The organism is Caballeronia ptereochthonis (assembly GCF_001545075.1).
GTDB lineage: Bacteria > Pseudomonadota > Gammaproteobacteria > Burkholderiales > Burkholderiaceae > Caballeronia > Caballeronia ptereochthonis.
This window is the reverse complement of the sequence record NZ_FCOB02000058.1, coordinates 1-24,884: the sequence shown is the minus strand read 5'-3', so window position 1 is coordinate 24,884 and position 24,884 is coordinate 1. Positions and strand designations below refer to the sequence as shown.

21 protein-coding genes are annotated in these 24,884 nt (G+C 64.4%); 18 read left to right on the top strand and 3 right to left on the bottom strand.

All coding sequences use genetic code 11. From position 1 onward, the window contains the following. From AWB83_RS34340 to pyrF, 15 genes are all read left to right on the top strand, one after another. Window positions 1-386 (top strand): YqiA/YcfP family alpha/beta fold hydrolase (locus AWB83_RS34340; RefSeq protein WP_279629109.1); only part of this gene is annotated, 386 nt, incomplete at its 5' end. 72 nt (window positions 387-458) lie between these two features. After that, window positions 459-2,534 carry a ribonuclease catalytic domain-containing protein gene (locus AWB83_RS34335; RefSeq protein WP_087050050.1) on the top strand — a complete coding sequence of 692 codons (2,076 nt, stop codon included), beginning with the start codon at window positions 459-461 and terminating at the stop codon, window positions 2,532-2,534. Continuing rightward, complete coding sequence (aroE, locus tag AWB83_RS34330) at window positions 2,531-3,379, top strand: shikimate dehydrogenase (protein WP_087050049.1); 849 nt, start codon at window positions 2,531-2,533, stop codon at window positions 3,377-3,379. Before AWB83_RS34335 ends, aroE begins: the two co-directional genes overlap by 4 nt. After that, window positions 3,379-4,134: a monofunctional biosynthetic peptidoglycan transglycosylase gene (mtgA, locus tag AWB83_RS34325; RefSeq protein ID WP_087050048.1), complete on the top strand. Its 756-nt coding sequence runs from the start codon at window positions 3,379-3,381 to the stop codon at window positions 4,132-4,134. The genes aroE and mtgA overlap by 1 nt, the downstream gene beginning before the upstream one ends. 526 nt (window positions 4,135-4,660) lie before the next feature. Next, window positions 4,661-5,596, top strand: coding sequence for an IclR family transcriptional regulator (locus AWB83_RS34320; RefSeq protein ID WP_087050047.1), 936 nt, complete (start codon window positions 4,661-4,663; stop codon window positions 5,594-5,596). Continuing rightward, window positions 5,593-6,558, top strand: a complete 966-nt coding sequence (locus AWB83_RS34315; RefSeq protein ID WP_087050046.1) for a 2-dehydro-3-deoxygalactonokinase — start codon at window positions 5,593-5,595, stop codon at window positions 6,556-6,558. The genes AWB83_RS34320 and AWB83_RS34315 overlap by 4 nt, the downstream gene beginning before the upstream one ends. Window positions 6,559-6,573: 15 nt before the next feature. Next, window positions 6,574-7,251 (top strand): 2-dehydro-3-deoxy-6-phosphogalactonate aldolase, encoded by a 678-nt coding sequence (locus AWB83_RS34310; RefSeq protein WP_087050045.1) that lies wholly within the window; start codon window positions 6,574-6,576, stop codon window positions 7,249-7,251. Then, window positions 7,248-8,027 carry an SDR family oxidoreductase gene (locus tag AWB83_RS34305; protein ID WP_087050044.1) on the top strand — a complete coding sequence of 260 codons (780 nt, stop codon included), beginning with the start codon at window positions 7,248-7,250 and terminating at the stop codon, window positions 8,025-8,027. Before AWB83_RS34310 ends, AWB83_RS34305 begins: the two co-directional genes overlap by 4 nt. 154 nt (window positions 8,028-8,181) lie before the next feature. Beyond that, window positions 8,182-9,189 (top strand): arabinose ABC transporter substrate-binding protein, encoded by a 1,008-nt coding sequence (locus AWB83_RS34300; RefSeq protein ID WP_087050043.1) that lies wholly within the window; start codon window positions 8,182-8,184, stop codon window positions 9,187-9,189. Between the two features lie 64 nt (window positions 9,190-9,253). Further along, a complete protein-coding gene (gene araG / locus AWB83_RS34295; RefSeq protein ID WP_087050053.1) occupies window positions 9,254-10,768 on the top strand; it encodes an L-arabinose ABC transporter ATP-binding protein AraG in 1,515 nt (504 codons plus the stop codon). A gap of 24 nt (window positions 10,769-10,792) precedes the next feature. Further along, on the top strand, window positions 10,793-11,809 hold the full coding sequence (gene araH, locus AWB83_RS34290) for an L-arabinose ABC transporter permease AraH (protein WP_087050042.1): 1,017 nt from the start codon (window positions 10,793-10,795) through the stop codon (window positions 11,807-11,809). 170 nt (window positions 11,810-11,979) lie between these two features. After that, the gene (locus tag AWB83_RS34285; protein WP_087050041.1) at window positions 11,980-12,768 is read left to right on the top strand and encodes an SDR family NAD(P)-dependent oxidoreductase; all 789 of its coding nucleotides are present in this window, start codon (window positions 11,980-11,982) and stop codon (window positions 12,766-12,768) included. Beyond that, complete coding sequence (locus AWB83_RS34280) at window positions 12,759-13,646, top strand: SMP-30/gluconolactonase/LRE family protein (protein ID WP_087050040.1); 888 nt, start codon at window positions 12,759-12,761, stop codon at window positions 13,644-13,646. The genes AWB83_RS34285 and AWB83_RS34280 overlap by 10 nt, the downstream gene beginning before the upstream one ends. 90 nt (window positions 13,647-13,736) lie before the next feature. Further along, window positions 13,737-14,843, top strand: a complete 1,107-nt coding sequence (locus AWB83_RS34275; RefSeq protein WP_087050039.1) for an aldose 1-epimerase — start codon at window positions 13,737-13,739, stop codon at window positions 14,841-14,843. 67 nt (window positions 14,844-14,910) lie between these two features. Further along, window positions 14,911-15,723, top strand: coding sequence for an orotidine-5'-phosphate decarboxylase (pyrF, locus tag AWB83_RS34270; protein ID WP_087050038.1), 813 nt, complete (start codon window positions 14,911-14,913; stop codon window positions 15,721-15,723). Between the two features lie 161 nt (window positions 15,724-15,884). On the opposite strand, the gene AWB83_RS34265 is transcribed toward pyrF, so the two are convergent. From AWB83_RS34265 to thiL, 3 genes are read right to left on the bottom strand one after another with little or no spacing between them, the layout of a single operon-like run. Beyond that, complete coding sequence (locus AWB83_RS34265) at window positions 15,885-16,385, bottom strand: CinA family protein (protein ID WP_087050037.1); 501 nt, start codon at window positions 16,383-16,385, stop codon at window positions 15,885-15,887. Between the two features lie 40 nt (window positions 16,386-16,425). After that, window positions 16,426-16,959 carry a phosphatidylglycerophosphatase A family protein gene (locus tag AWB83_RS34260; RefSeq protein ID WP_208636836.1) on the bottom strand — a complete coding sequence of 178 codons (534 nt, stop codon included), beginning with the start codon at window positions 16,957-16,959 and terminating at the stop codon, window positions 16,426-16,428. Continuing rightward, window positions 16,949-17,947 carry a thiamine-phosphate kinase gene (thiL, locus tag AWB83_RS34255; protein WP_087050051.1) on the bottom strand — a complete coding sequence of 333 codons (999 nt, stop codon included), beginning with the start codon at window positions 17,945-17,947 and terminating at the stop codon, window positions 16,949-16,951. The genes AWB83_RS34260 and thiL overlap by 11 nt, the downstream gene beginning before the upstream one ends. 252 nt (window positions 17,948-18,199) lie before the next feature. Here thiL and AWB83_RS34250 point away from each other — a divergent pair, with 252 nt between their 5' ends. The 3 genes from AWB83_RS34250 to AWB83_RS36325 form a co-directional block, all read left to right on the top strand. Then, a complete protein-coding gene (locus AWB83_RS34250; protein ID WP_087050036.1) occupies window positions 18,200-20,494 on the top strand; it encodes an NADP-dependent malic enzyme in 2,295 nt (764 codons plus the stop codon). Window positions 20,495-20,843: 349 nt separating this feature from the next. Continuing rightward, window positions 20,844-23,345, top strand: a complete 2,502-nt coding sequence (locus tag AWB83_RS34245) for a tetratricopeptide repeat protein (RefSeq protein ID WP_087050035.1) — start codon at window positions 20,844-20,846, stop codon at window positions 23,343-23,345. A gap of 484 nt (window positions 23,346-23,829) precedes the next feature. Next, on the top strand, window positions 23,830-24,884 hold a 1,055-nt coding region (locus AWB83_RS36325), incomplete at its 3' end, for an ESPR-type extended signal peptide-containing protein (RefSeq protein WP_279629108.1).

The following is a 24,884-nucleotide window of genomic DNA, read 5'->3' as shown; positions in this document are numbered from 1 at the left end:
ACGCGACGTATCTCGCGGAGCAGCACGGCTGGCGCGCCGTGCTGCTCAATCCCGCGGTGGTGCCGCAGCGCGATCTGAGCCGCTATCTCGGCGAGCAGCCGTTGTGGCACGGCGACGGCAGCATCACCGTGCTGCCGCGCCATCTCGACGAGTTGCGCGCGCTCGCGGTCGAGTCGATCACGCGGCCCGAACGCTACTATCTGATCGCGGCGACGGGCGACGAAGTGCTCGATTACCGCACGATGCTCGACCACTATCCCGGCGTGCGGACCACGCTGATCCAGGGCGGCGATCACGCGATCAGCGACTTCCCGGCGCATCTCGCCGATGTGCTCGCGTTCTGCGATCAGGCGTCGCCTCCGCTGGTCGCGCCGGCGGCCGCCTGAGCCCGGCGTCAGGCCAATTCAACCACCGGCGCGCACGACGCGATTCGGTCCACCGTTTTACGAGAGTATTGAGTGAACGTTTTCTTCGAGGAATCGGGTAGTTTCAAGGCCGGGGCGGTGCTGTCCAAGCAGGGCGACGCGTTCCAGGTCGAGTTGCCGGGCGGGCGCCGCGCGAAGGTGCGCGCGAAAGACGTGCTGATCGAGTTCGACAAGCCGGCGGCCGGCGATCTGATGCAGGAGGCCGACGCCATCGCGCAGGAGATCGACCTCGATTTTCTGTGGGAATGCGCACCCGACGATGAATTTCCGTTCGCCGCGCTCGGCGCGGATTACTTCGGCGACAAGTTCGGCCCGGCCGAACGCGCTGCGCTCGTCTTGCGCATGCACGGCGCGCCGGTCTACTTCCGGCGCAAGGGGCGCGGCCAGTATCAGCGCGCGCCGCAGGAGCAGTTGCAGATGGCGCTTGCGTCGCTCGAGCGCAAGCGTCAGCAGGCGCTCGTGCAGGCGGGCTACGAAGAGGAACTGAAGGCGGGCAAGCTGCCCGAGGCCTTGAAGGGCAAGGCGATCGGCCTGCTTACCAGGCCCGACAAGAATTCGATCGAATACAAGGCGCTCGAGGCGGCGGCGGCCGCGCGCGGCATCTCGCAGGCGCGCCTCATGCTCGAATGCGGCGGCATCGCGTCGCCGCGCGCGCTGCACGAAGCGCGCTTCCTGTCGGAGTACTTTCCGCACGGCATCGGCTTTCCGTCGGTGCGGCCGGGGCCGCTGCCCGAGGATCTGCCGGAGGCGAATGTCGAAGCGTTTTCCATCGACGACGTCACCACGACCGAAATCGACGACGCCTTCTCCGTCCAGCATCTCGCCGATGGCCGCGTGCGCGTGGGCATCCACATCGCGGCGCCGGCGCTCGGCATCACGCGCGGCGATGCGATCGACGCGATCGCGCGCGGGCGTCTGTCCACCGTCTACATGCCCGGCGACAAGATCACGATGCTGCCCGATGAGGTCGTGGACGTGTTCACGCTCGGCGAAGGCGGGCTGCGCCCGGCGCTGTCGCTGTACATCATCGTGAATCGCGAGACGCAGGACATCGTCGCGACGGAGACGCGCGCCGAGCGCGTGTTCGTGAAGAGCAACCTGCGCCATAACCATCTCGACGAGCACGTGACCGAGGAAAGCCTCGCCGCCGGCACGGGCGATTATCCGCACAAGGAAGACATCGCCGTGCTGTGGCCGCTCGCGCAGGCGCTCTTCGAGAAACGCCAGCAGGCGCGCGCGACCTACGGCCTCAAGCGCGAAGTGCAGCGCAACAACGACTTCAATTTCTACGTCGAAGGCGAGCACATCACCATTACGCCGCGCCGTCGCGGTTCGCCGCTCGATCTGATCGTCGCCGAGCTCGCGATTCTCGCGAACTCATCGTGGGGCGCGTTCCTCAACGATCACGGCGTGCCGGGCATCTATCGCTCGCAGCGCGGCTTCGGCGCCCCGGGCCCGAAGCGCACGCGCATGCAGACGACGCCCGCGCCGCACGAGGGCCTCGGCGTCGCGCAATATGCGTGGAGCACGTCGCCGCTGCGCCGCTATGTCGATCTCGTCAATCAATGGCAGTTGCTCGCGTGCGTGCAGCACGGCGTGACGGCCAAGCTCGCCGCGCCGTTCAAGCCGAAGGACGCGGATCTCTTCGCCGTCGTGCAGGGTTTCGACGATACCTACACCGCGTATGCCGATCACCAGCGCCGCATGGAGTATTTCTGGTGCCTGCGCTGGCTGAAGCAGGAGAACAAAAAGCAGGTTCCGGCCGCGGTCATCAAGGACGATCTCGTGCGTCTCGAGGAAATCCCGCTGATCCTTCACGTGCCCGGGCTCGGCGTGCATGCACGCGGCACGCGCGTCATGCTGGAAGTGGTGTCGATCGACGAGTTGACGGTCGAAGCCTCGTGCCGTCTGCTGCATGTGATCGACGCGCCGTCCGCGGCGGCGCCGATCGAGGAAGACGAAGCCGACGAGGAAATCATCGAAACCGACGATCTTTCCGCGGAAAGCGAGGCGGAAGCGCAAGCTGAAGCACCGGCCGAAGGTGCGGCCGAACAGCAGCCGGAATCGACCGGCGACACGCAGTCATCCACGGAGCCGAACCGATCATGAGCCAGAAGGACCGTTACGCGGTGATCGGCAATCCGATCGAGCACAGCAAATCGCCGTGGATCCACGCGAAATTCGCCGAGCAGACCGGCGAGCCCGTCGAATACGGGCGCATTCTCGGGCCGCTCGATGGCTTCGAGCGTGAAGTGAGGAGCTTCATCGCGTCGGGCGGACGCGGCATGAATGTCACCGTGCCGTTCAAGCTCGAAGCCCACGCGCTCGCGGATTCTCTCTCGCCGCGCGCGGCGGCGGCGGGCGCGGTGAACACGCTGGCCTTCGGGTCCGACGGCGTGCGCGGCGACAACACCGACGGCGTCGGGCTCGTGCGCGACATCGAAGTGAATCTCGGCGTGAGCCTCAAGGGCGCGCGCATTCTTCTGCTCGGCGCGGGCGGCGCGGCGCGCGGCGTCGTGCTGCCGATCTTCGATCGCGCGCCGGCGGCGCTCACCATCGTCAACCGCACGGCGGCGAAGGCGCATCAGCTCGTCGATCAGTTCGCGCGGAACGCGGCCGAATGCGGCGTGCGCTTCTCGGGCGGCGGCGCCGACAGCGCGGAAGCCGGACGCTACGACGTGATCGTCAACGCGACCGCCGGCAGCCTCGACGCCGCCTTGCCCGACTGCGACGACAGCGTGTTCGGCGCAGGCACGCTCGCCTACGACATGATGTACGGCGCGCAACCGACCGTCTTCATGCAGCATGCCGCGAAGCTCGGCGCGCACGCGGCGGACGGGCTCGGCATGCTGGTCGAGCAGGCCGCCGAGTCGTTCTTCATCTGGCGCGGCGTGCGTCCGGACGGCGGCGCGGTGCTGCGCGAGTTGCGCCAGACGCTGGCCGCGAAAGCCTGATGACGACCGCGCCCGCGCCGAGCCGCACGACGCCGCCGCGCGCGCGCCGCGCGGTGCGGCTCGGGCCGGCGCGGTGGATCGCCTATGGCGTGTCGGTGCTGGGGATTGCGATGATCGCCACGCAGCTCTATTTCTTCGCGCAGATCGGCGTCTGGACGGTCCTGAATCCGGGGGCGACGGCGTTCATGCGCTCAGATGCGTGGACGCTCGCGAAGACGCATCCCGGCGTCACGCTGCAGCGGACCTGGGTGCCGTACGACCAGATTTCGCGCAACCTGAAGCGCGCGATCATCGCGTCCGAGGACGCGAACTTCGTCAACAATAACGGCTACGAAACCGACGCGATCCTGCAGGCGTGGGAGAAAAACAAGGCGCGCGGGAAGATCGTCGCGGGCGGTTCGACCATCTCGCAGCAGCTGGCGCGCAATCTCTTTCTGTCGCGGGAGAAGAGCTATGTGCGCAAGGCGCAGGAACTGGTCATCACGTGGATGCTCGAGTTCTGGATGGACAAGGAACGCATCTTCGAGATCTATCTGAACTCGGTCGAGTGGGGCAACGGCGTATATGGCGCGGAAGCGGCGGCGCGCTATTACTACAAGACATCGGCCACGAAACTGACCGCCTGGCAGAGCGCGCGGCTCGCCGTCATGCTGCCGCGCCCCAAGTATTTCGACGACCATCGCAATTCGCCATATCTGTCGCAGCGGGCGGGCGTGATCGCGCGCCGGATGGGCGCCGCCGAACTGCCACAATGAAATTTAGCCAACCTCGCTAAACGATATAAAGCCCTGATTCGCCGGGGCTTTTTTGTTTTCGATCCCGGCATTGACGCACACGACAAAGCCAGTATTGCGCGGCTTAAGCTCATGCTTTCGTGCACTTCGACGACTCTACCGCCCGGTGCGGACCCGCATACCGGATATAGGAAAAGCTCCGGTCCAGTTCATTGACGGTCCCTATTCCGACTTACATATTGCTTTCGATCATCGATCTTATTCCCATTATGTGAACGTCTCGATCACATATTGAATAAACCGGACCGCCAGAACTACAATCCGACCAACGCCTGGAACGGCATGCGCGTGCAAATACAAAAAGAGCCGAACAAGACTCCCGGCGCGCGAAAAAAAACAAACGGAGACACGTCATGCATTCGATCGCTCGCCCGCGCTCGCGGGCCGCACTGCACGATTCGCACGATTCGCACGCCGGTTCGACGGCAAACGCGCTCACGCCTGCATCCGCCGCTCGAAGCGCATCGTGATCGACGAGACCCGAGCCATGACCAAATTCGAGACTCCCGAAACCGACGCCACAGAAGCGCAATCCGCGCGCACGAGCGGTCCGCGCGTGAAGGGCAACGGCGGGAACCACGCGCCCGATCCCGACGCCATCGCGCTGCCGAGCACGCTCGTCGACATCACGCCGCAGCAGGCCGGCACGCAGACGCTCCTGCGCGGCCTCGCGATCCTCGAAGCCGCCGCGAACGGCGCGCGCGATCTGCGTTCGTTCGGCGCCGCGCTCGGCACGACGCGCAGCACGACGCACCGCCTCGTCAGCTCGCTCGTGCAGGCGCGCTATCTGCGGCAGGTGCAGGGCGGCTACCTGCTCGGGCCGAAGCTCATCGAACTGGGCACGATCGCGCTGGAGCAGATGCCGCTGACGGCGGTCGCGCGGCAGCATCTGCAGGCGCTCGCCGATTACACGCACGACACGATTCACCTCGGCGTGCGCGATGGCGACGACGTCCTCTATATCGACAAGATTCCCGGCACGCGCGGCCTCGAGATGCGCTCGCGCGTCGGCCACCGCATGCCGCTCGCGTCCACGGGCATCGGCAAGGCGATGATGCTCGACCTCGAAGCGAGCGCATGGAAGAAGCTGCTGGAGGCGTCCCACCGCGCGCTCGCGAAGATGAGCTTCAGGCCCGACAACCGCCCCGACTTCGACACCTTCCTGCAACGCATGACGCGCTACTCGCAAGGCGGCTTCACGTTCGATCTCGAAGAGAACGAGGCGTCGATCCGCTGCGTCGCCGCACCGGTGCGCGACGCGTCGGGCGCGATCGTCGCGGCGCTCTCGGTGGCGAGCACGATCCCCTATATGCCGCACGAGCGCATGGAAGAACTGATTCCCATCGTGCAGCGCGAGGCGCGCGCGATCTCCGAGGAACTCGGCTGGCGCGCGCCGCAGGCCGCCCGCAGGATAAAGCGATGAGCTCACCCGCACTCATCGCGCTCGACTGGGGCACGACGTCCCTGCGCGCGTATCTGCTCGGCGGCGACGGTGTCGGCCTCGACACGCGCGCGTCGTCGGCGGGCGTCATGAAGCTGCCCGCGGGCGGCTTCGATCAGACATTCGAGGAAACCTGCGGCGCGTGGCTCGATGCGCATCCGCAGTTGCCGGTCGTCGCGGCGGGCATGGTCGGCAGTGCGCAGGGCTGGGTGGAAGCGCCCTATGTCGAAACGCCGGCGGGTGCGGATGCGCTCGTCGCGGGCATCGTCAGCGTGAAGACGGCGCGCGGCGTCACGGTGCATGTCGTGCCGGGCGTGCTCGAGCGCGGCGCGCTGCCCAACGTGATGCGCGGCGAGGAAACGCAGATCTTCGGCGCGCTGGCGAGCGAGCCTTCGCTGGGCGCAGCGGGCGGCGCGCTGATCGGCTTGCCGGGCACACATGCGAAATGGGCGTTCGTCGGCAATGGCCGCATCGAGCGCTTTTACACCTTCATGACGGGCGAGACCTTCGGCGCGCTGCGCGATCACACGATTCTCGGCCGCACGATGCATCCGAGCGCGACGCACGACGAGGCGGCGTTCCTGCGCGGCGTCGATACCGCGCGCGACGCCGGCCATGCCGGCCTGCTCGCGACGATCTTCAGCACGCGCACGCTCGGTCTCACCGGCCAGCTCACGGCGGAGCAGCAGCCGGATTATCTGTCGGGGCTGTTGATCGGCCACGAGCTGCGCGGCCTGAACGAAGTGCTTTCGCGCGAACGATCCGCGCTCGCCGGCAAAACGCTGCGGCTGATCGGCAACGACGCGCTCTGCGACCGCTATCGCGCCGCGCTCGCCCGTTTCGGCTGTCACGACGCACGAACCGTCGCGCACGCCACCGAGCGCGGCCTTTACCGAATCGCCGCGCTTGCCGGGCTCGTCGCCGCGCCCGTGCGCGCGGCCTGAGATGGAGTGACCAGGATGCAACCTTCCATCAATCTGCCCGCGCCATACGGCATGCACGGCGGTCTCGCGAAGGCGTTCGCCGCGTGTCCGCTGATCGCGATCCTGCGCGGCGTGACGCCCGCCGAAGCGGTGGATCACGGCCGCGCGCTGTATGAAGCGGGCTTTCGCATCGTCGAGGTGCCGCTCAATTCGCCGCAGCCGTTCGACAGCATCGCGGCGATCCGTCAGGCGCTGCCCGCCGATGCGATCGTCGGCGCGGGAACGGTGCTGCACCCGAGTTACGTCGACACCGTGAAGGCCGCGGGCGGCGAGCTGATCGTGATGCCGCACAGCGACGCCGACGTGATCCGCGCCGCGAAGACGCAAGGCCTCGCATGCGCGCCGGGCGTCGCGACGCCGAACGAAGCGTTTCTCGCGCTGAAGGCAGGCGCGGACGTGCTGAAGATGTTCCCCGCCGAGCAGCTCGGACCGGCGGTGACGAAGGCCTGGCGCGCGGTGATCGCGAAGGAAGTGCCGCTCGTGCCGGTCGGGGGCATCGCGCCGGACAACATGGGGCCGTTTCTCACCGCGGGCGCGAACGGCTTCGGCCTCGGCTCCGCGCTGTACAAGCCGGGCCAGAGCGCGCACGTGACGGCGTCGCACGCGAAGGCGTTCATCGACGGGCTCGCCATCGCGCGGGGCGAGAAGCGATGACCCGCCTCGCCGGCAAGGTGGCGATGGTCACCGGCGCGGGACGCGGCATCGGCGCCGCGATCGCGCTGGCGTTCGCGCGCGAAGGGGCATCGGTGGCGCTGGCGGAACTGGATATCGACACGGCGCGCGCGACGGCCGGGCGCATCGCGTCGGAAACGGGCCATGACCGTGTATTCGCGGTTCAGACCGACGTCACGCAAAGCGCGTCGGTGAAGGAAGCCGTGCAGCAAACCGAAGCGCGATTCGGCCCGCTCGACGTGCTCGTGAACAACGCGGGCATCAACGTGTTCTGCGATCCGCTCACCATGACCGACGACGACTGGCGCCGCTGCTTCGCCGTCGATCTCGACGGCGTGTGGAACGGCTGCCGCGCGGTGCTGCCGGGCATGGTCGAGCGCGAGAAGGGCAGCATCGTGAACATTGCGTCGACGCACGCGTTCAGGATCATCCCCGGCTGCTTTCCGTATCCGGTGGCGAAGCACGGCGTGATCGGACTCACGCGCGCGCTCGGCATCGAATACGCGCCGAACAACGTGCGCGTGAATGCGATTGCGCCGGGCTACATCGAAACGCAACTGACGCTGGACTGGTGGAACGCGCAGGCGGACCCGCAGGCCGCGCGCCAGGCGACGCTCGATCTGCAACCGATGAAGCGGATCGGCCAGCCGCAGGAAGTCGCGATGACGGCGGTATTTCTCGCATCGGACGAGGCGCCGTTCATCAACGCGAGCTGCATCACCGTGGATGGCGGGCGTTCGGCGCTCTACCACGATTGAGCGGCGACGAAGAATCGAAAGAATGACGCACTGGCCGCGGTGCGGCATCACAACTAGAGCAAGGCGCTAACGCGCCGCTTCGACACGGCCACACACTTTCATAGCGCCCGTGCGCGGGCTTCTTGAAATAACGGAAAAAGTCGGGAGACAAGAGATGAAACGCAGACTGTTCCTCACGCTGATCGCCGCCGCCACGGCAACGAGCGCGTCCATGATCGCGGCGCCCGTCGCGCAGGCCGCCGACGAGGTCAAGATCGGCTTCCTCGTGAAGCAGCCGGAAGAACCGTGGTTCCAGGACGAGTGGAAGTTCGCCGAGATCGCCGCGAAGGAGAAGGGCTTCACGCTCGTGAAGATCGGCGCGCCGTCCGGTGAAAAGGTGATGAGCGCGATCGACAACCTCGCCGCGCAGAAGGCGCAGGGTTTCATCATCTGCACGCCCGACGTGAAGCTCGGACCGGGCATCGTCGCGAAGGCGAAGGCCGACAAGCTGAAGATGATGACCGTCGATGACCGGCTCGTCGACGGCTCCGGCAAGCCGATCGAGTCCGTGCCGCACATGGGCATTTCCGCGTACAACATCGGCAAGCAGGTCGGCGACGGCATTGCCGCCGAGATCAAGAAGCGCGGCTGGGACATGAAGGATGTCGGCGCGATCGACGTGACCTACGAACAGTTGCCGACCGCGCATGACCGCACGACCGGCGCGACCGATGCGCTCGTCGCCGCCGGCTTCCCGAAGGCGAACGTGATCGCGGCGCCTCAGGCGAAGACCGACACCGAGAACGCGTTCAACGCCGCGAACATCGCGCTCACGAAGAACCCGCAGTTCAAGCACTGGGTGGCCTACGCGCTAAACGACGAAGGCGTGCTCGGCGCGGTGCGGGCGGCGGAAGGGCGCGGCATCAAGGCGGACAACATGATCGGCATCGGCATCGGCGGCTCGGACTCGGCGCTGAACGAGTTCAAGAAGCCGAACCCGACGGGCTTCTTCGGCACCGTGATCATCAGCCCGAAGCGTCACGGCGAAGAGACGTCCGAGCTGATGTACACGTGGATCAAGGACGGCAAGGCGCCGCCGCCGCTGACGCTCACGACGGGCATGCTGGCCACGCGTGACAACGTGACCCAGGTGCGCGAGCAGATGGGTCTCGCATCGAAGTAAGTCTTCGTTTGCGTGAAGCAGGCGGGCCGTGTTCGCGCGGCCCGCGCAGAAAACAGGAGGCGATGTGTCAGCGACGCTGCGTTTTGACAATATCGGCAAGGTGTTTCCAGGCGTGCGCGCGCTCGACGGCGTGTCGTTCGACGTCAATGCCGGCGAAGTTCACGGTCTGATGGGCGAGAACGGCGCGGGCAAATCGACCTTGCTCAAGATTCTCGGCGGCGAGTATCAGCCCGATTCGGGGCGCGTGCTCATCGACGACAAGGAAGTGCATTTCGCGAGCGCGGCGGCTTCGATCGCGTCGGGCATCGCGGTGATTCACCAGGAACTGCAGTACGTGCCGGACCTGACCGTGTCCGAGAACCTGCTGCTCGGCGCGCTGCCGAACCGGCTCGGCTGGGTCGACAAGCGCGCGGCGAAGAAGCACGTGCGCGAACGGCTCGCGGCGATGGGCGTCGATCTCGATCCGAACGCCAAGCTGCGCAAGCTTTCGATCGCGCAGCGGCAGATGGTCGAGATCTGCAAGGCGCTCTTGCGCAATGCGCGCGTGATCGCCCTGGACGAGCCGACGAGTTCGCTCTCGCACCGCGAGACGGAAGTGCTGTTCAAGCTCGTGCGCGATCTGAAGGCGGACAACCGGGCGCTCATCTATATCTCGCATCGCATGGACGAGATCTACGAGCTGTGCGATGCGTGCACGATCTTCCGCGACGGGCGCAAGATCGCGTCGCATCTGGCGCTGGCCGAGGTTCCGCGCGACACGCTCGTGCAGGAGATGGTCGGGCGCGAGATCAGCGACATCTATGACTACCGCGCGCGTCCGCTGGGCGATGTGCGCTTCTCCGTGAAGAACGTGCAGGGCGACGCATTGAGCGCGCCGGTGAGCTTCGACGTGAGGCGCGGCGAGATCGTCGGTTTCTTCGGGCTCGTGGGCGCGGGCCGCAGCGAGCTGATGCATCTCGTGTACGGCGCGGACAAGAAGAAGGACGGCACGATCACGCTCGACGGCCAGCCGATCAAGGTACGCAGCACCGGCGAGGCGATTCGCCACGGCATCGTGCTGTGTCCGGAGGATCGCAAGGAAGAAGGCATCGTCGCGATGGCGACGGTCGCGGAGAACATCAACATTTCGTGCCGCCGGCACTACCTGCGCGGCGGGCTCTTTCTCGATCGCAAGAAGGAGGCGCAGACGGCGGAGCGCTTCATCCAGCTTCTGAAGATCAAGACGCCGAGCCGCAAGCAGCGCATCCGCTTTCTGTCGGGCGGCAATCAGCAGAAGGCGATTCTGTCGCGCTGGCTCGCGGAGCCGGACCTGAAGGTCGTGATTCTCGATGAGCCGACGCGCGGCATCGACGTCGGCGCGAAGCATGAAATCTACAACGTGATCTATCAGCTGGCCGAGCGCGGCTGCGCGATCGTGATGATCTCGTCGGAGCTGCCGGAAGTGCTGGGCGTGTCCGACCGGATCGTCGTGATGCGGCAGGGGCGCATCGCGGGCGAATTGCCGCGCGGGAAGGCGAGCGAGCAGTCGGTGCTGAGTCTTGCGCTGCCGCAGGCGGAGAGCGTTGCACAGGCGGCATAAAGTCAGGAGACATTGGAGCGAATCATGCAAGCAAGAGAAAACATCGTGGGGCAGGCGACTGAAAAGGTCGCGAACACGCTGATCCCGCAAAAGGGCGACAAGCAGAAATGGTGGCAGCAGATCACGGAGTACAGCCTGATCGTGATCTTTATCGTGATGTTCCTGACGATGTCGCTGACCGTCGATCACTTCTTCTCGATCGAGAACATGCTGGGCCTCGCGCTGTCGATCTCGCAGATCGGCATGGTGGCGTGCACGATGATGTTCTGCCTGGCCTCCCGCGACTTCGATCTCTCGGTCGGCTCGACCATTGCGTTTGCGGGCGTGCTCTGCGCGATGGTGCTGAACGCGACGGACAACACGGCGATCGCGATCGTCGCGGCGGTGGCGGCGGGCGCGGTGATCGGCTTCGTGAACGGCGCGGTGATCGCCTATCTGCGCATCAACGCGCTGATTACGACGCTTGCGACGATGGAGATCGTGCGCGGCCTGGGCTTCATCGTGTCGCACGGGCAGGCGGTGGGGGTATCGTCGGATACGTTCATCGCGCTGGGCGGCGTGTCGATGTTCGGGATTTCCCTGCCTATCTGGGTCACGCTTGCGTGTTTCATCGTTTTTGGCGTATTGCTCAACCAGACTGTTTATGGGCGCAACACGCTGGCGATCGGTGGGAATCCGGAGGCTTCGCGGCTTGCGGGTATCAATGTCGAGCGCACGCGGGTGTGGATCTTTTTGATTCAGGGCGCGGTGACCGCGTTGGCGGGGGTCATACTCGCTTCGCGGATCACGTCGGGGCAGCCGAATGCGGCTCAGGGTTTTGAGCTGAACGTGATTTCGGCTTGTGTGCTGGGTGGGGTGTCGTTGTTGGGGGGGCGGGCGACGATCTCCGGTGTCGTGATCGGGGTGCTGATCATGGGTACCGTCGAGAACGTCATGAACTTGCTCAATATCGATGCGTTTTATCAGTACCTCGTGCGGGGGGCGATTTTGCTTGCAGCCGTGTTGCTCGATCAGTTGAAGAATCGTGGGGCGCGGGATTAGTTTTGTGGGGGTGTGGGTGGCGGTGCGCTTGGGTCTTCGTGGAATCCTGTGTTCTTAGTGGTCTATTGGCGTTGCCCCGCACAGGGGCAACGCCAATAGACCGACACGAACACAAGTTCCATAGAAGCCCAAGCAAAGCGAAAGCAACAAAGAACCCCGAGACAACCAGCATGGCATCCATCGAAAGCAAGCTAGCCCACTACCCCAGCCTGTCAGGCAAAACAGTCCTGATCACCGGCGGCGCAACCGGCATCGGCGAGGCCTTCGTCGAGCATTTCTTCGACCAGAACGCAAAAGTCGCCTTCTTCGACATCGACACCGACGCCGGCGAAGCGCTCGCCGACCGCCTGGGCGCTGATCTCCCGCAGGGAAAATACCGCCCCATGTTCCTGCGCGTCGACCTGACCGACATCGACGCCCTGCGCAAGGGCATCGAGGACGTACGAAGCGCCCTCGGCCCCATCGGCGTGCTCGTGAACAACGCCGCCAACGACAAGCGCCATGCCATCGAGGACGTCACGCCCGAGTCGTACGACGCAGGCATCGCGGTCAACATCCGCCATCAGTTCTTCGCGGCGCAGGCCGTGATCGCCGACATGAAGCAGCTCGGCGGCGGCTCGATCATCAACCTCGGTTCGATCAGCTGGATGCTCAAGCAAGGCAACTTTCCCGTCTACGTGACGGCGAAGTCCGCCGTGCAAGGCATGACGCGCGGCCTCGCGCGCGATCTCGGCAAGTTCGGCATCCGCGTGAACACGCTAGTGCCCGGCTGGGTCATGACCGAAAAGCAAAAGCGCCTGTGGCTCGACGAAGCCGGCAAAGAGGCAATCAAGCAGGGCCAGTGCATCGACGCGGAATTGCTCCCCGCGCATCTCGCGCGCGCGGCGCTCTTTCTCGCATCGGACGACAGCAGCATGATCACGGCGCAGGACATGATCGTGGACGGAGGATGGGCCTGATGAACTCGACTCGCGCGCAGCTTCTGATCGACAGCCAATGCTCGCTCGGCGAAGGCGCGACGTGGTGCGCCGCGAGCGGCCGCTTCTGGTGGACCGACATCGAAGGCAAGAAACTGTGGCGCTACGATCCGCGCAACGGTGCGAGCGAGTCGTTCGCGATGCCCGAGCGGCTCGCCTGCTTCTCGCCCTGCGCCGATGCGCGATTCCTGCTACTCGGACTCGCGTCGCGGCTCGCGTTCTACGAGATCGCGACGGGCAAGATCGACACCATCACGGAAGTCGAAGCCGACCTGCCGACGCGCCTGAACGACGGCCGCTGCGACCGCGATGGCCGCTTCGTGTTCGGCACGAAGCATGATGTGGAGGATGCGCAAGCCTTCGGCGGGTTCTATCGGCTGAACCGCGACCTGTCGCTCGAACGGCTGCCGCTCGGGCATTGCGCGATTTCGAACAGCATCGGCTTCAGCCCCGACGGCGCGACGATGTACTACTGCGATTCGCCGACGCGGCAGATCCGCGCCTGCGACTATCCGACGTTTTCCGGCGACCGCGTGTTCGTCGAACTGACCGACGCGACCGGCGTGCCCGACGGCTCCATCGTCGATGCCGAAGGCGGGCTGTGGAACGCGCAGTGGGGCGGCGCGCGCGTGGTGCGCTATGCGCCCGATGGCCGCGAGACGGCGCGCATCGAGGTGCCGACCGCGCAGCCGAGCTGCGTCGCGTTCGGCGGGCCGGAATTCGGCACGCTGTATGTGACGAGCGCGCGCATCGGCCTCGACGATCACGCCCTGCAAAACGATGCGCACGCCGGCGGCGTGTTCGTCGCGACACCCGGCATCCGTGGCGTCGCGGAACCGGTTTTCGCGGGCAAGGCCTAAGAAGAGAAATTTCGAGGCGGCGCGCAACGACGCACCGCCCGACACGTCCCGGCCGCGCCGGGTTTTTCGCCTCTCGATGGAGCACGAGTCATGACTGCTGCACGCACAGAGCAAAGACCGAATCCTGCATCGACATCCCAGGCACAGGCGAACGCCCGCCGCTCGAGGCTGGCCGCCGCAGCCGAGCCGCCGATACGCCCCGGCCCCGGCACGGCGGTGGTCGCGATGGGCGGCGCCAACGCCGAAGGCTGCATCACGCTCGCCAACGCACAGCTGCGGCTGGAGCTCGCGCCCTCGCTCGGCGGCGGCATCACGCGCTTCGACTGGCGTCACAAGGGCGCGCTCGTGCCGATCTTCCGGCCTTGTGTCGAACCCGGTCCCGGCACCGATCCGAATCAGCTCGCGTGCTATCCGCTGCTGCCGTATTCGAACCGCATCGGCAACGGGCATTTTCAGTTCTCCGGACGCGCGATCGACGTGCCGCGCAATCGCATCGACGAGCCGCTGCCGCTGCACGGCGACGGCTGGCTCGGCGCATGGGAAGTGGAGGAGGAAGACGCGGCGCGCGTGCGTCTGACGCTCGATCGCAGCGACGGCAAGCCTTATTCCTTCCGCGCCGCGCAGACCTACGCGCTCGAGGAAGCAACCCTCGTCGTGACGCTCGACGTGCAGAACACCGGCGACGAAGCGCTGCCCTTCGGCCTCGGGCTGCATCCGTTCCTGATGCGCGAGGCGGACACGGAGCTGTCGGCGGCGGCGGGCGGCGTGTGGCTCTGCGGCGACGACTGGCTTCCGGTGCGGCACGTGCCGGCGCCGCCCGCGTGGCAGTTCGGCGTCGCGTATCCGATGCCCGCCGAGATGGTGAACAACGCGTTCACCGGCTGGAGCGGCCGCACGAGCGTGCTGTGGCCCAAGCGGCGCCTGTCGCTCACCATCGCCGCCGACATCGATTACTACGTGCTCTACGCCCCGCCCGGCGAGAATTTCTTTTGCTTCGAGCCGGTCGATCATCCGATCAACGCGGTGAATCTGCCCGGCGGCGGCGAGGCGCACGGCATGACCGTGCTCGAGCCCGGCGAGCGGCTGTCGCGCGAGTTCCGCTTCACGGTCGAGCGCACCGGCGAATCCGTGCGGCGCGAGAGGCCGCGCACGCGCGCCGGAGCGAAGGCGCGGGCGCGCAGCGCATCGGCGCGCTGATCCGGTCCGGGATGCGATGCCACGCGCGTTAAAATGCGTGGCATCGACGTTTTCAGACCTTCCCTCCATGTCCTTCATCCAGACTCTCAACGCCGCGTGGTCGCGGACTCAATCGCTCCTGTGCGTCGGCCTCGATCCCGAGCCGTCGAAATTTCCCGGCGCGCTCAACGGCCGTGCGGATGCGATCTTCGAGTTCTGCAAGACCATCGTCGATGCGACCGCGCCGTATGCGTCGTCGTTCAAGCCGCAGATCGCGTATTTCGCGGCGCATCGCGCGGAAGATCAGCTCGAAGCGCTGATCGCGCATATCCACGAGCGGCATCCCGGCTTTCCCGTGATTCTCGATGCGAAGCGCGGCGATATCGGCAGCACGGCCGAGCAGTACGCGAAAGAGGCGTTCGAGCGCTATCGGGCGGATGCGGTGACGGTCAATCCGTACATGGGCTTCGATTCGATCGAGCCGTATCTCGCGCATGAAGGCCGTGGCGTGATCGTGCTGTGCCGCACGTCGAACGCCGGCGGCTCTGACCTGCAATTCCTGGAGACGGGCGGCAAGCCGCTGTATCAGGTCGTCGCGACGCTCGCGGCGGAGAAATGGAACGCCAGCGGGCAGCTCGGGCTCGTGGTCGGCGCGACGTTCCCGAAGGAGATCGAAACGGTGCGCGGGATCGTCGGCGACATGCCGCTGCTGATTCCGGGCATCGGCGCGCAGGGCGGCGATGTCGAAGCGACCGTGCGCGCCGGCCGCACCGCGAACGGCACGGGCATGCTGATCAACTCGTCGCGCGCGATCATCTATGCGGGCAAGGGCGACGATTACGCGCAGGCCGCAGCCGTCGCCGCGAAGAAGACGCGCGATTCGATCAATCAGTATCGGTAAGCGCTCGGTTCAGGCGTCGGGAATCGGCGCGCACGGCGCATACGTAGCCGAGCGCCTTGCCGAACGTCCGGGGGCCCATTCATCGGGCCGCCTGATCCCGGGTGTACGTGACGGAAACTGCCGGATCTTCGCGTCGCTTGTTCATGCAATGAGGCCGGGTCTTACCGCTCGCGCTGATCCAGAAATTCCAGCAGCTTGCGCAACGCATGCGTCGCCGCCTGCGTGCGCACCTGCTCGCGATCGCCCTTGAACAACTGCGTCTCGACGCCAGTATGCAGCCGGTTGCTCCATCCGAAGCACACCGTGCCCACCGGCTTCGCCTCGCTTCCTCCGGCGGGACCCGCGACGCCCGTGATCGACACCGACACCTGCGCGCGGCTGTTGCGCAGCGCGCCTTCGGCCATCGCCTTCGCGACGGGTTCGCTCACGGCGCCATGCTGCTCGATCAGCGCGGCGGGCACGCCGATCATCTCCGTCTTCGCGAGATTCGAATAGGTGACGAAGCCACGCTCGAACCACGCGCTGCTGCCCGAAATATCCGTGATCGCGCTCGCAACCATGCCGCCCGTGCACGATTCGGCGGTGGCGAGCATCAGCCGTTCGTCGCGCAGTTTGTTGCCGACGCGAATCGCGAGTTGGTGAACGACGGTGTCGGTTGGCATGGCGGTGTCTCGAAGGGGTGAGAGAAGAAGGAAAGCGCCGTCAGACGGTCATGCGCCACAGCGCGATCACGAGCAGCGTGAAGAACGCCGCGACGAGATCATCGAACATGATGCCGAAGCCGCCTTTCAAACGGCGGTCGAAATAGCGGATGGGCGGCGGCTTCACCATGTCGAAGAAGCGGAACACGATGAACGCCCACAGCTGGCCGGTGAAGGTCGCAGGCGTGACGAGCAGCAGCACGAGCCAGAACGCGACGATCTCGTCCCACACGACCGGCGAGGGGTCCGCGATGCCCATCTTCTTCGCGGTGAAGCCGGTGAACCAGCATCCGGCGATGAAGCCGACGACGATCAGCGCGCCCCATTCAGCGACCGTCAGATGCCGGTTGAACACGACGAACGACGCCCACGCGAACAGGGTGCCGACCGTGCCCGGCGCGAAGGGCGAGAGCCCGCTGCCGAAGCCGAGGGAAAGAATATGGAGCGGATGCGTGAGCATGAAGCGCGCGCTGGCCTTGCGCGGCGCGGCGCGCGGCTCGTTCGGTTCGCCCGCGAGGGTCGGGTCAGTCTGCATGAAAATGATCGAAGCCTTGCAACGTCAGGGAGAGCGGGGCGCCTGCGGCATTGCGCCAGGCGATGGCGGGCGTACCCGTGGATTCGATTGTACCGATGCGCGCGAGCGGCACTTTCACGCGCATCGCAATATCCGCGAGCGCGTCGCGCGCCGATGGCGGCGCAGTGAAGCACAGTTCGTAATCGTCGCCGCCCGCGAGCGTGCATTGGCGGCGCGCGGGCTCGGGAAGCGCGCGGACGGCGTCGGTGCAGGGCACGGCGTCGGCATCGACGACGGCCCGCACGCCCGAACGCTTCAGGATGTGCATGAGATCGCCGGCGAGGCCGTCGGAGAGATCGAGCGCCGCGTGCGCGACACCCCGCAGCACGAGACCCAGCGCGATGCGCGGTTCGGGCCGCTCCAGCGCGCGCTTCCAGTCGGCGGCGACGGTTTCATCGGGCGCGCGCCATTCGCCGCGAACCGCGCCGAGGCCCGCGCGCGCATCGCCCAACATGCCTGATACCCAGATGTCGTCGCCGGGCTTCGCGGCGTCGCGCCGCAGTGCCGCGCCGTGCGGCACGTCGCCGAATACGGTGATGCAGATGTTGAGTGGCCCGCTCGTCGTGTCGCCCCCGACGAGCGCGCAGTCGCAGCGTTCGGCGAGCGCGAAGAGCCCGTTGCTGAATGCCTCGAGCCACGCTTCGTCCGCGCGCGGCAACGCGAGCGCGAGCGTGAACGCGTGCGGCTTCGCGCCCATCGCGGCGAGATCGGAGAGATTCACCGCGAGCGCCTTATGGCCGAGTGCGTGTGGATCGACATCAGGAAAGAAATGGCGGCCTTCGACGAGCATGTCCGTCGAAATGGCGAGCTGATGCCCCACGGGCGGCGCGATGAGCGCGCAGTCGTCGCCGATGCCGAGCGGCGTCGCGGCTTCGTCGTCATGACGCGGCGCGGGCGCTGTCGCGCGGCGGGCAAAGTAACGGTCGATCAGTGAAAACTCGGAGAGCATCGTCGGCAATGGATATGTTTTTGTGCGCTGCAAGATGAAAGCGAACCGGTCCGCGAGGCTGCGAAAGCGCCCGCATCGTGTCTCGAAAAAATCCGGCGATGCGCCACGAGCCTTGCCGCACGTGGCGATCAGACGTTTTCCAGTCACGGCACTTGTAGCCGAAATGCATGGAGCGCGGTCCGAAACTGCCTCTGAATGGCGCTACAATGCGTTCGAACATCCATTCTAAATCCCGCACTGCTAGCCCGCCTTATGACGACTGACGCCAATACCAAGTTGCGCGAAGCCGCGCTCGACTATCACGAATTTCCCACGCCGGGGAAGATCGCGATCGCGCCGACCAAGCAGATGATCAACCAGCGCGATCTCGCACTGGCTTACTCGCCGGGCGTCGCGTTCGCGTGTGAAGCGATCGTTGAAGACCCGCTGAACGCCGCGCGTTTCACCGCGCGCAGCAATCTCGTGGGCGTCGTGTCGAACGGCACGGCGGTGCTCGGCCTCGGCAACATCGGGCCGCTCGCGTCCAAGCCGGTGATGGAAGGCAAGGCCGTGCTCTTCAAGAAGTTCGCCGGCATCGACGTGTTCGACATCGAACTGAACGAAACCGATCCGCACAAGCTCGTCGACGTGATCGCCGCGCTCGAGCCGACTTTCGGCGGCATCAATCTGGAAGACATCAAGGCGCCGGACTGCTTCATCGTCGAGCGTGAAGCGCGCAAGCGCATGAAGATTCCCGTCTTCCACGACGATCAGCACGGCACGGCCATCGTGGTCGCGGCGGCGGTCACCAATGGCCTGAAGGTGGTCGGCAAGGACATCGGCGAAGTGAAGCTCGTTGCTTCCGGCGCGGGCGCGGCGGCGCTCGCGTGCCTGAACCTGCTGGTCGATCTCGGCATGAAGCGCGAGAACATCTACGTGACGGATCTGGCCGGCGTGGTCTACAAGGGCCGCACCGAACTCATGGACCCGGACAAGGAGTTGTTCGCCCGCGAAACCAGCGCGCGCACGCTTGCCGAGGTGATCGAAGGCGCCGACGTGTTCCTCGGGCTTTCCGCGGGCGGCGTGCTCAAGCAGGACATGGTCAAGCAGATGGCCGCGAAGCCGCTGATTCTCGCGCTCGCGAACCCGACGCCGGAAATCCTGCCGGAACTGGCGCTCGAAGTGCGCCCGGACGCGGTGCTGGCCACGGGCCGCACGGATTATCCGAACCAGGTCAACAACGTCCTCTGTTTCCCGTTCATCTTCCGCGGCGCGCTCGACGTGGGCGCGACCGTCATCACGAAGGAGATGGAAATCGCGGCGGTCAACGCGATCGCGGAACTGGCGCGTCAGGAGCAGAGCGATATCGTCGCGACGGCATATGGCATTCAGGATCTGTCGTTCGGTCCGGAGTATCTGATTCCGAAGCCGTTCGATCCGCGTCTCATCGTGAAGATCGCGCCGGCGGTGGCCAAGGCCGCGATGGATTGCGGCGTGGCGACGCGTCCGATCGAGGACATGGACGCCTATGAACAGCATTTGCAGCAGTTCGTCTACCACAGCGGCACGACGATGAAGCCCGTGTTCCAGCTCGCGCGCAGCGTGGAGCCGGAGAAGAAGCGCATCGTGTTCGCGGAGGGCGAGGAAGAGCGCGTGCTGCGCGCGGTGCAGATCGCGGTCGACGAGAAGATCGCCAAGCCGATTCTCATCGGCCGGCCGGCGGTCATCGAGCAGCGCATCCACAAGTTCGGCCTGCGTCTCACGCCGGGCGTCGACTTCACGGTCGTCGATACGGATCACGACGAGCGCTACCGCGACTTCTGGCAGACCTATTACAAGATGATGGCGCGCAAGGGCATCAGCGAGCAGATGGCGAAGCTCGAAATGCGCCGCCGCACGACGCTGATCGGCTCCATGCTCGTCAAGAAGGGCGAAGCGGACGGCATGATCTGCGGCACGGTGAGCACGACGCATCGTCATCTGCATTTCATCGATCAGGTGATCGGCAAGAAGGAAGGCGCGAAGGTGTACGCGGCGATGAACGCGCTCGTGCTGCCGGGCCGGCAGATTTTCCTGGTCGATACGCACGTGAACGTGGATCCCACGCCCGAGCAGCTCGCCGAGATCACGATCATGGCGGCGGAAGAGGTGAAGCGTTTCGGCATCATGCCGAAGATCGCGCTCCTGTCGCATTCGAATTTCGGTACGAGCAACGCACCGTCCGCGCAGAAGATGCGCGACGTGCTCGCGATCCTGAAGGAGCGCGCGCCGGATCTCGACGTCGACGGCGAAATGCACGGCGACGTGGCGCTCGATGCGCGGTTGCGCAAGGGTGTGCTGCCCGAATCGACGCTTGAAGGCGATGCGAATCTTCTGATTTTGCCGAACATCGATGCGGCGAATATTTCGTACAACCTGCTGAAGACGGCGGCGGGTAATAACATCGCCATCGGGCCGATCCTGCTCGGCGCGGCGCAGCCGGTGCATGTGCTGACCGCATCCGCGACGGTGCGGCGGATCGTCAATATGACGGCGTTGCTGGTGGCGGATGCGTCGGCGGCGCGGTGATGATGCCCGCTTGAAAGTTTCGAACTTCTGAGCAAAAACGCGACGGTTTCCGTCGCGTTTTTTTATTTGTGCTGCACGCCAGTTTCGCAATTGTGCTCGAACAGCCACATTGATGCTGTTGGGCCGTTCAGTCTGCTTTATTTCACTCGTCGTCGCCGTCTCGTCCCAAGAGGCGGATGTCCAGGGTTTTTCAGAGGCTGCATCTCAAATTAGGAATTGTTCGATAGCAGCGATTTACCTCGCTTCCTACCATTGCGTCTGCCGGTGCTCACTCTGCGTCGGCGCATGAAACCAGCGGAGACGATCCTCCGTTCGGCCTCCGCAAACGCATCGATAAAGGAAGCAGGAAGTGCAAGCTACCGGACAGGCATCCATCGAGTCATTCGAATCTACGCTGGCGAGCTTTCGCGCTGGCAACAGGGCGCAGGCTGCGGCACGCTGTACCGAGATTCTGAGCGCGGCGCCGGCACATCCGGGAGCGAACCATCTTCTGGGCGCGATTCATTTGCTTGGCGGCGATCCGGCAACTGCGGAATCGCTGATCCGGACCTCGCTTTCGGAATCGACGAGTGCCGAGGGTGAAGCCGATCTGGGACTGGCGCTGAAGGCACAGAAGCGTTATGCGGAAGCGGAGTCCGCGCTGGGACGTGCGCTCTCGCTGAATCCGAAGCTCTCCTCCGCGCAACACAATCTCGCGCGGCTGTTCGATGAGCAAGGCAATGTTGCAGAAGCTGAAACGGCGTATCGCCGCGCGATTGAACTCGATCCCGACGCTGCGGATTTTCGCTTCAATTTCGGCAAGCTGCTGGCGCGAATGGGGCGGCCGAACGAGGCTCTGGTAGAGCTGCGCCGTGCCGTGGAGTTGAGGCCGGCCTCGGCGGAGGCGCAGAACAGTCTGGGGACAGTGCTCGCCGAACTCGGCATGCTCGCCGAAGCCGAGCCCGCCTTTTGCCGCGCGCTGGAAATCAAGCCGGATTTCGCGGAAGCATTGTGCAATCTGGGGACGCTGCTGGTTGAACTGAAACGCTTCCCGGAAGCGGAGAGCGCTCTGCGCGCCGCACTCGCGAGCAATCCGCAGTTTGCCGGGGCGAGCGAGATGCTCGCCAAACTGCTTTCCGACCAAGGGCGACGTCAAGATGCAATCGAGCTTTTCCGCCACGCCGTCGCCCAGTCGCCGAACGACGCGGGCAGCCTCAATGCGCTGGGGGCGCTGCTGGCAGAGGAAAGGCGCTTCGCCGAAGCCGAACCAATACTGCGTCGCGCAGTCGAGTTGAGCCCCGGTTCCATCGCAGCGCTCGTGAATCTTGGGGCCCTGCTCTGGGAATCGGGCCAGAGCTCGGAATCTGAAGCTGTTTTCCGCAGCGTGCTCGAAGCTGACCCCAATCACTGGCACGCTGCCTTCAACTTGGGCCTGCTGCTGAAGGACACGCGCCGGCTTGACGAAGCCGAAGTCTTCCACCGCAGGGTGGTCGAGTTGAAGCCACGCACCGCAGCGGCTCATGTCGGTCTCGCTAACGTCTTGCTCGCGAAAGCCTCAGGGGACGTTAGTGAAGCGTTGGACTGCTTCCGCGTTGCCATCGAACTTGATCCGGATTGCCAAATCGCACATTCGAATCTCGTATATATGCTCACGTTCGCGAGCGATGACGGATTCGAGGTGCTCGATGAAGGAAGGCGTTTCGCCTCTCATTTCGAGGCGCCGTATGTCTCGCGCTCGATTGAGTACCGCAATGACCTTACGGCTTCACGGCGCTTGCGAATCGGTTATGTTTCGCCGGATTTCCGATACCACTGCCAAGCCATGTTCATGTTGCCGCTGTTGCGCAACCATGATCATGAGGCCGTCGAAGTCTATTGCTATTCGAGCGTCGATAAGCCGGACCACGTGACGCAGGAAATCGCTCAGTTGGCAGACGTATGGCGCGACGTTCACGAGCTGACCGACGAACAACTGGCTCACCAGATCAAAGAGGACCGAATCGACGTTCTCGTTGATTTGACCATGCATATGTCCAGAGGGCGTCCGCTGCTTCACGCGCGCCGACCCGCGCCCGTGCAAGTGTCTTGGCTGGCTTATCCCGGTACCACTGGCAGCACCGCCATCGGATACCGGCTCACCGATCCTTGGCTCGATCCCGCGGGGTCGCCGGAGGCGGACGCACGGTATAGCGAGAAATCCATTCGTCTGCGGGACACCTTCTGGTGTTATGACCCCATGACAACGGAAGTCGAAGTCAACCCCTTGCCGGCGTACGCCGCCAGATGCGTCACGTTCGGTTGCCTGAACAACCCCAGCAAGCTGACGGACCGGACCTTCGAGCTTTGGGCGCAGGTGCTTCGAAGCGTAGAAGGTTCACGTTTGGTCCTGCTGCTGGCGCAAGGCAAAGCGCGGGAAACGGTGAGTGCCAAGTTCGATTCGCTTGGCATATGTCCTTCCCGGTTGGAGTACACGGATTATCGTCCACGTGATCAATACCTGCGCGCTTATCACCATATCGATATCGTTCTCGACACATTCCCATACAACGGTCACACCACGAGTCTGGATGCGCTTTGGATGGGGGTGCCTGTGGTGACGATCGTCGGGAATTCACCTCAAAGCCGCGCTGGATACTCACTGCTGTCGAATCTGGGCCTTGGTGAACTGGCGGCGAGTTCGGGCGCCCGCTTCGTGGATACGGCGGTTTCGCTCGCCACGGATCTCCCGCATCTAGGCGAGTTGCGTGCTGGATTGCGGAATCGAATGGTTAATTCGCCACTCATGAATGGAAAGCGATTCGCTCGAAGCATGGAGCAAGCGTTCCGGAAAATCTGGCACGATGAATGTCGGATTCTTGAGAAAAAAGGATAAAACTCGCCCGAACCCGCGGATTCTGTTATCAGACGCGGATAAATCCTCTTCGCAACAGTCTTTCACTTCTTCTCAATTTACCTTCGCAAGATAAATTTCGATCGGCCTTGCTCGATAAAAACATGAGCATTGCTAGCTCACGCCCGGAATTTACTTGCGAGGGTAAGAATAGTCCTAGTTTTTAAAGTCTGTTGGCTTCTTGTCTTTCGGAGGCCGCTTATAGGTTCATAGACATTAGTTCACTAAATTAAGACGTCGGTATCGAGAGTGGACGTTTGCTGCTTTTCTGAATAAACGCGCAATGAGTCTTTTGATTTGAAATGCTTAAGCGCTTCCCGGTTAAGGTGATTGATCGCTAAAGATGAGACGGAAAGCGAAGCCGGTATCGTCGAATCACTCAAAACGAACCCGAACACCGCTGGCAGCGCCGAACGATTAAATCGATCGAATTGGTTTTCATTGTTATCTAAGGATTTTGATTTATATGAATAAGACATATCGTTCTGTTTGGAACGAAGCGACGGGGACTTGGGTCGCCGCGCAAGAAAATGCGAAGGGACGCTCGAAGTCGTCGAACAAGTCGCGTGCCATCATTTCGGCGACGGTGTCGGCTGGTGTCGCCGCGATGGCCGCGCTTTCGTCTGTGACCGCACAAGCCTCCACGACACTGGACGGCGGTGTGGTGGGTTCTAACAATCTCAACGGAATCGCAATCGGCCAGGGTACCAACGCGGTAAATGGCTACGCCATTGGTAACGGCGTTACAACGATTGGCGCATATGCCATTGGCCTTGGTACGTTTAGTACAGTGGACGGTACCAGTGCTATCGGGATCGGTAGCTACGCGACTGTGACCGGTGCCCAAGCCATCGGTATCGGTTACAGCGTGTTTTCGAGTGGCACTGACGCAATCGCACTGGGTAACAGGGCGACCGCCAGCGGCACGTCTGGTTCCATGGCAATCGGTGGCGGCTCTCTTTCGAACGGCACAAACACCACGGCATTGGGTGAGAACGCAACCGCGAGCGGCAACAACACAACGGCGATCGGTGCGAATACTACCGCTGCGGCCCAAAATTCCGTTGCCGTTGGTCCGGGCGCGACGGCGATCAACGCAAACGACGTGGCGCTGGGTGCGGGTTCGATGACGGCGGGAGTGGTGAACACCACGAGCGCGACGATCGGGGGCAAGACGTACACGTTCGCAGGCAGCAGCGCGACGAGCACGGTGTCGGTGGGTTCGGCAGGCAAGGAGCGCACGATCACCAACGTTGGGGCAGGCCGTCTCTCGGCGACTTCAACCGATGCGGTGAACGGCTCACAGCTGTATGCAGCGGATCAGGCGATCAACCAGAACACGTCGGATATCTCGAACGTGGCGGGCAGCGTTACCAACATCGGCAACCAGATCAACAACGTGTACAACACGGGCACGAAGTACTTCCATGCGAACAGCACGGGTGTAGATTCGACGGCCACGGGGGTGGATTCGGTGGCGATCGGCTCGGGTGCGGTGTCGACCAACAAGGGCGACGTGGC

Excerpts from the sequence above, each read along its gene's own strand:
- AWB83_RS34315 (WP_087050046.1), top strand. The coding sequence starts at position 5,593 with ATGAGCTCACCCGCACTCATCGCGCTCGACTGGGGCACGACGTCCCTG.
- AWB83_RS34320 (WP_087050047.1), top strand. The coding sequence starts at position 4,661 with ATGACCAAATTCGAGACTCCCGAAACCGACGCCACAGAAGCGCAATCC.
- AWB83_RS34265 (WP_087050037.1), bottom strand. The coding sequence starts at position 16,385 with ATGCCAACCGACACCGTCGTTCACCAACTCGCGATTCGCGTCGGCAAC.
- AWB83_RS34250 (WP_087050036.1), top strand. The coding sequence starts at position 18,200 with ATGACGACTGACGCCAATACCAAGTTGCGCGAAGCCGCGCTCGACTAT.
- AWB83_RS34305 (WP_087050044.1), top strand. The coding sequence starts at position 7,248 with ATGACCCGCCTCGCCGGCAAGGTGGCGATGGTCACCGGCGCGGGACGC.
- mtgA (WP_087050048.1), top strand. The coding sequence starts at position 3,379 with ATGACGACCGCGCCCGCGCCGAGCCGCACGACGCCGCCGCGCGCGCGC.
- AWB83_RS34260 (WP_208636836.1), bottom strand. The coding sequence starts at position 16,959 with ATGCAGACTGACCCGACCCTCGCGGGCGAACCGAACGAGCCGCGCGCC.
- AWB83_RS34275 (WP_087050039.1), top strand. The coding sequence starts at position 13,737 with ATGACTGCTGCACGCACAGAGCAAAGACCGAATCCTGCATCGACATCC.
- AWB83_RS34300 (WP_087050043.1), top strand. The coding sequence starts at position 8,182 with ATGAAACGCAGACTGTTCCTCACGCTGATCGCCGCCGCCACGGCAACG.
- pyrF (WP_087050038.1), top strand. The coding sequence starts at position 14,911 with ATGTCCTTCATCCAGACTCTCAACGCCGCGTGGTCGCGGACTCAATCG.
- AWB83_RS34310 (WP_087050045.1), top strand. The coding sequence starts at position 6,574 with ATGCAACCTTCCATCAATCTGCCCGCGCCATACGGCATGCACGGCGGT.
- araH (WP_087050042.1), top strand. The coding sequence starts at position 10,793 with ATGCAAGCAAGAGAAAACATCGTGGGGCAGGCGACTGAAAAGGTCGCG.
- thiL (WP_087050051.1), bottom strand. The coding sequence starts at position 17,947 with ATGCTCTCCGAGTTTTCACTGATCGACCGTTACTTTGCCCGCCGCGCG.
- AWB83_RS34285 (WP_087050041.1), top strand. The coding sequence starts at position 11,980 with ATGGCATCCATCGAAAGCAAGCTAGCCCACTACCCCAGCCTGTCAGGC.
- aroE (WP_087050049.1), top strand. The coding sequence starts at position 2,531 with ATGAGCCAGAAGGACCGTTACGCGGTGATCGGCAATCCGATCGAGCAC.
- AWB83_RS34280 (WP_087050040.1), top strand. The coding sequence starts at position 12,759 with ATGGGCCTGATGAACTCGACTCGCGCGCAGCTTCTGATCGACAGCCAA.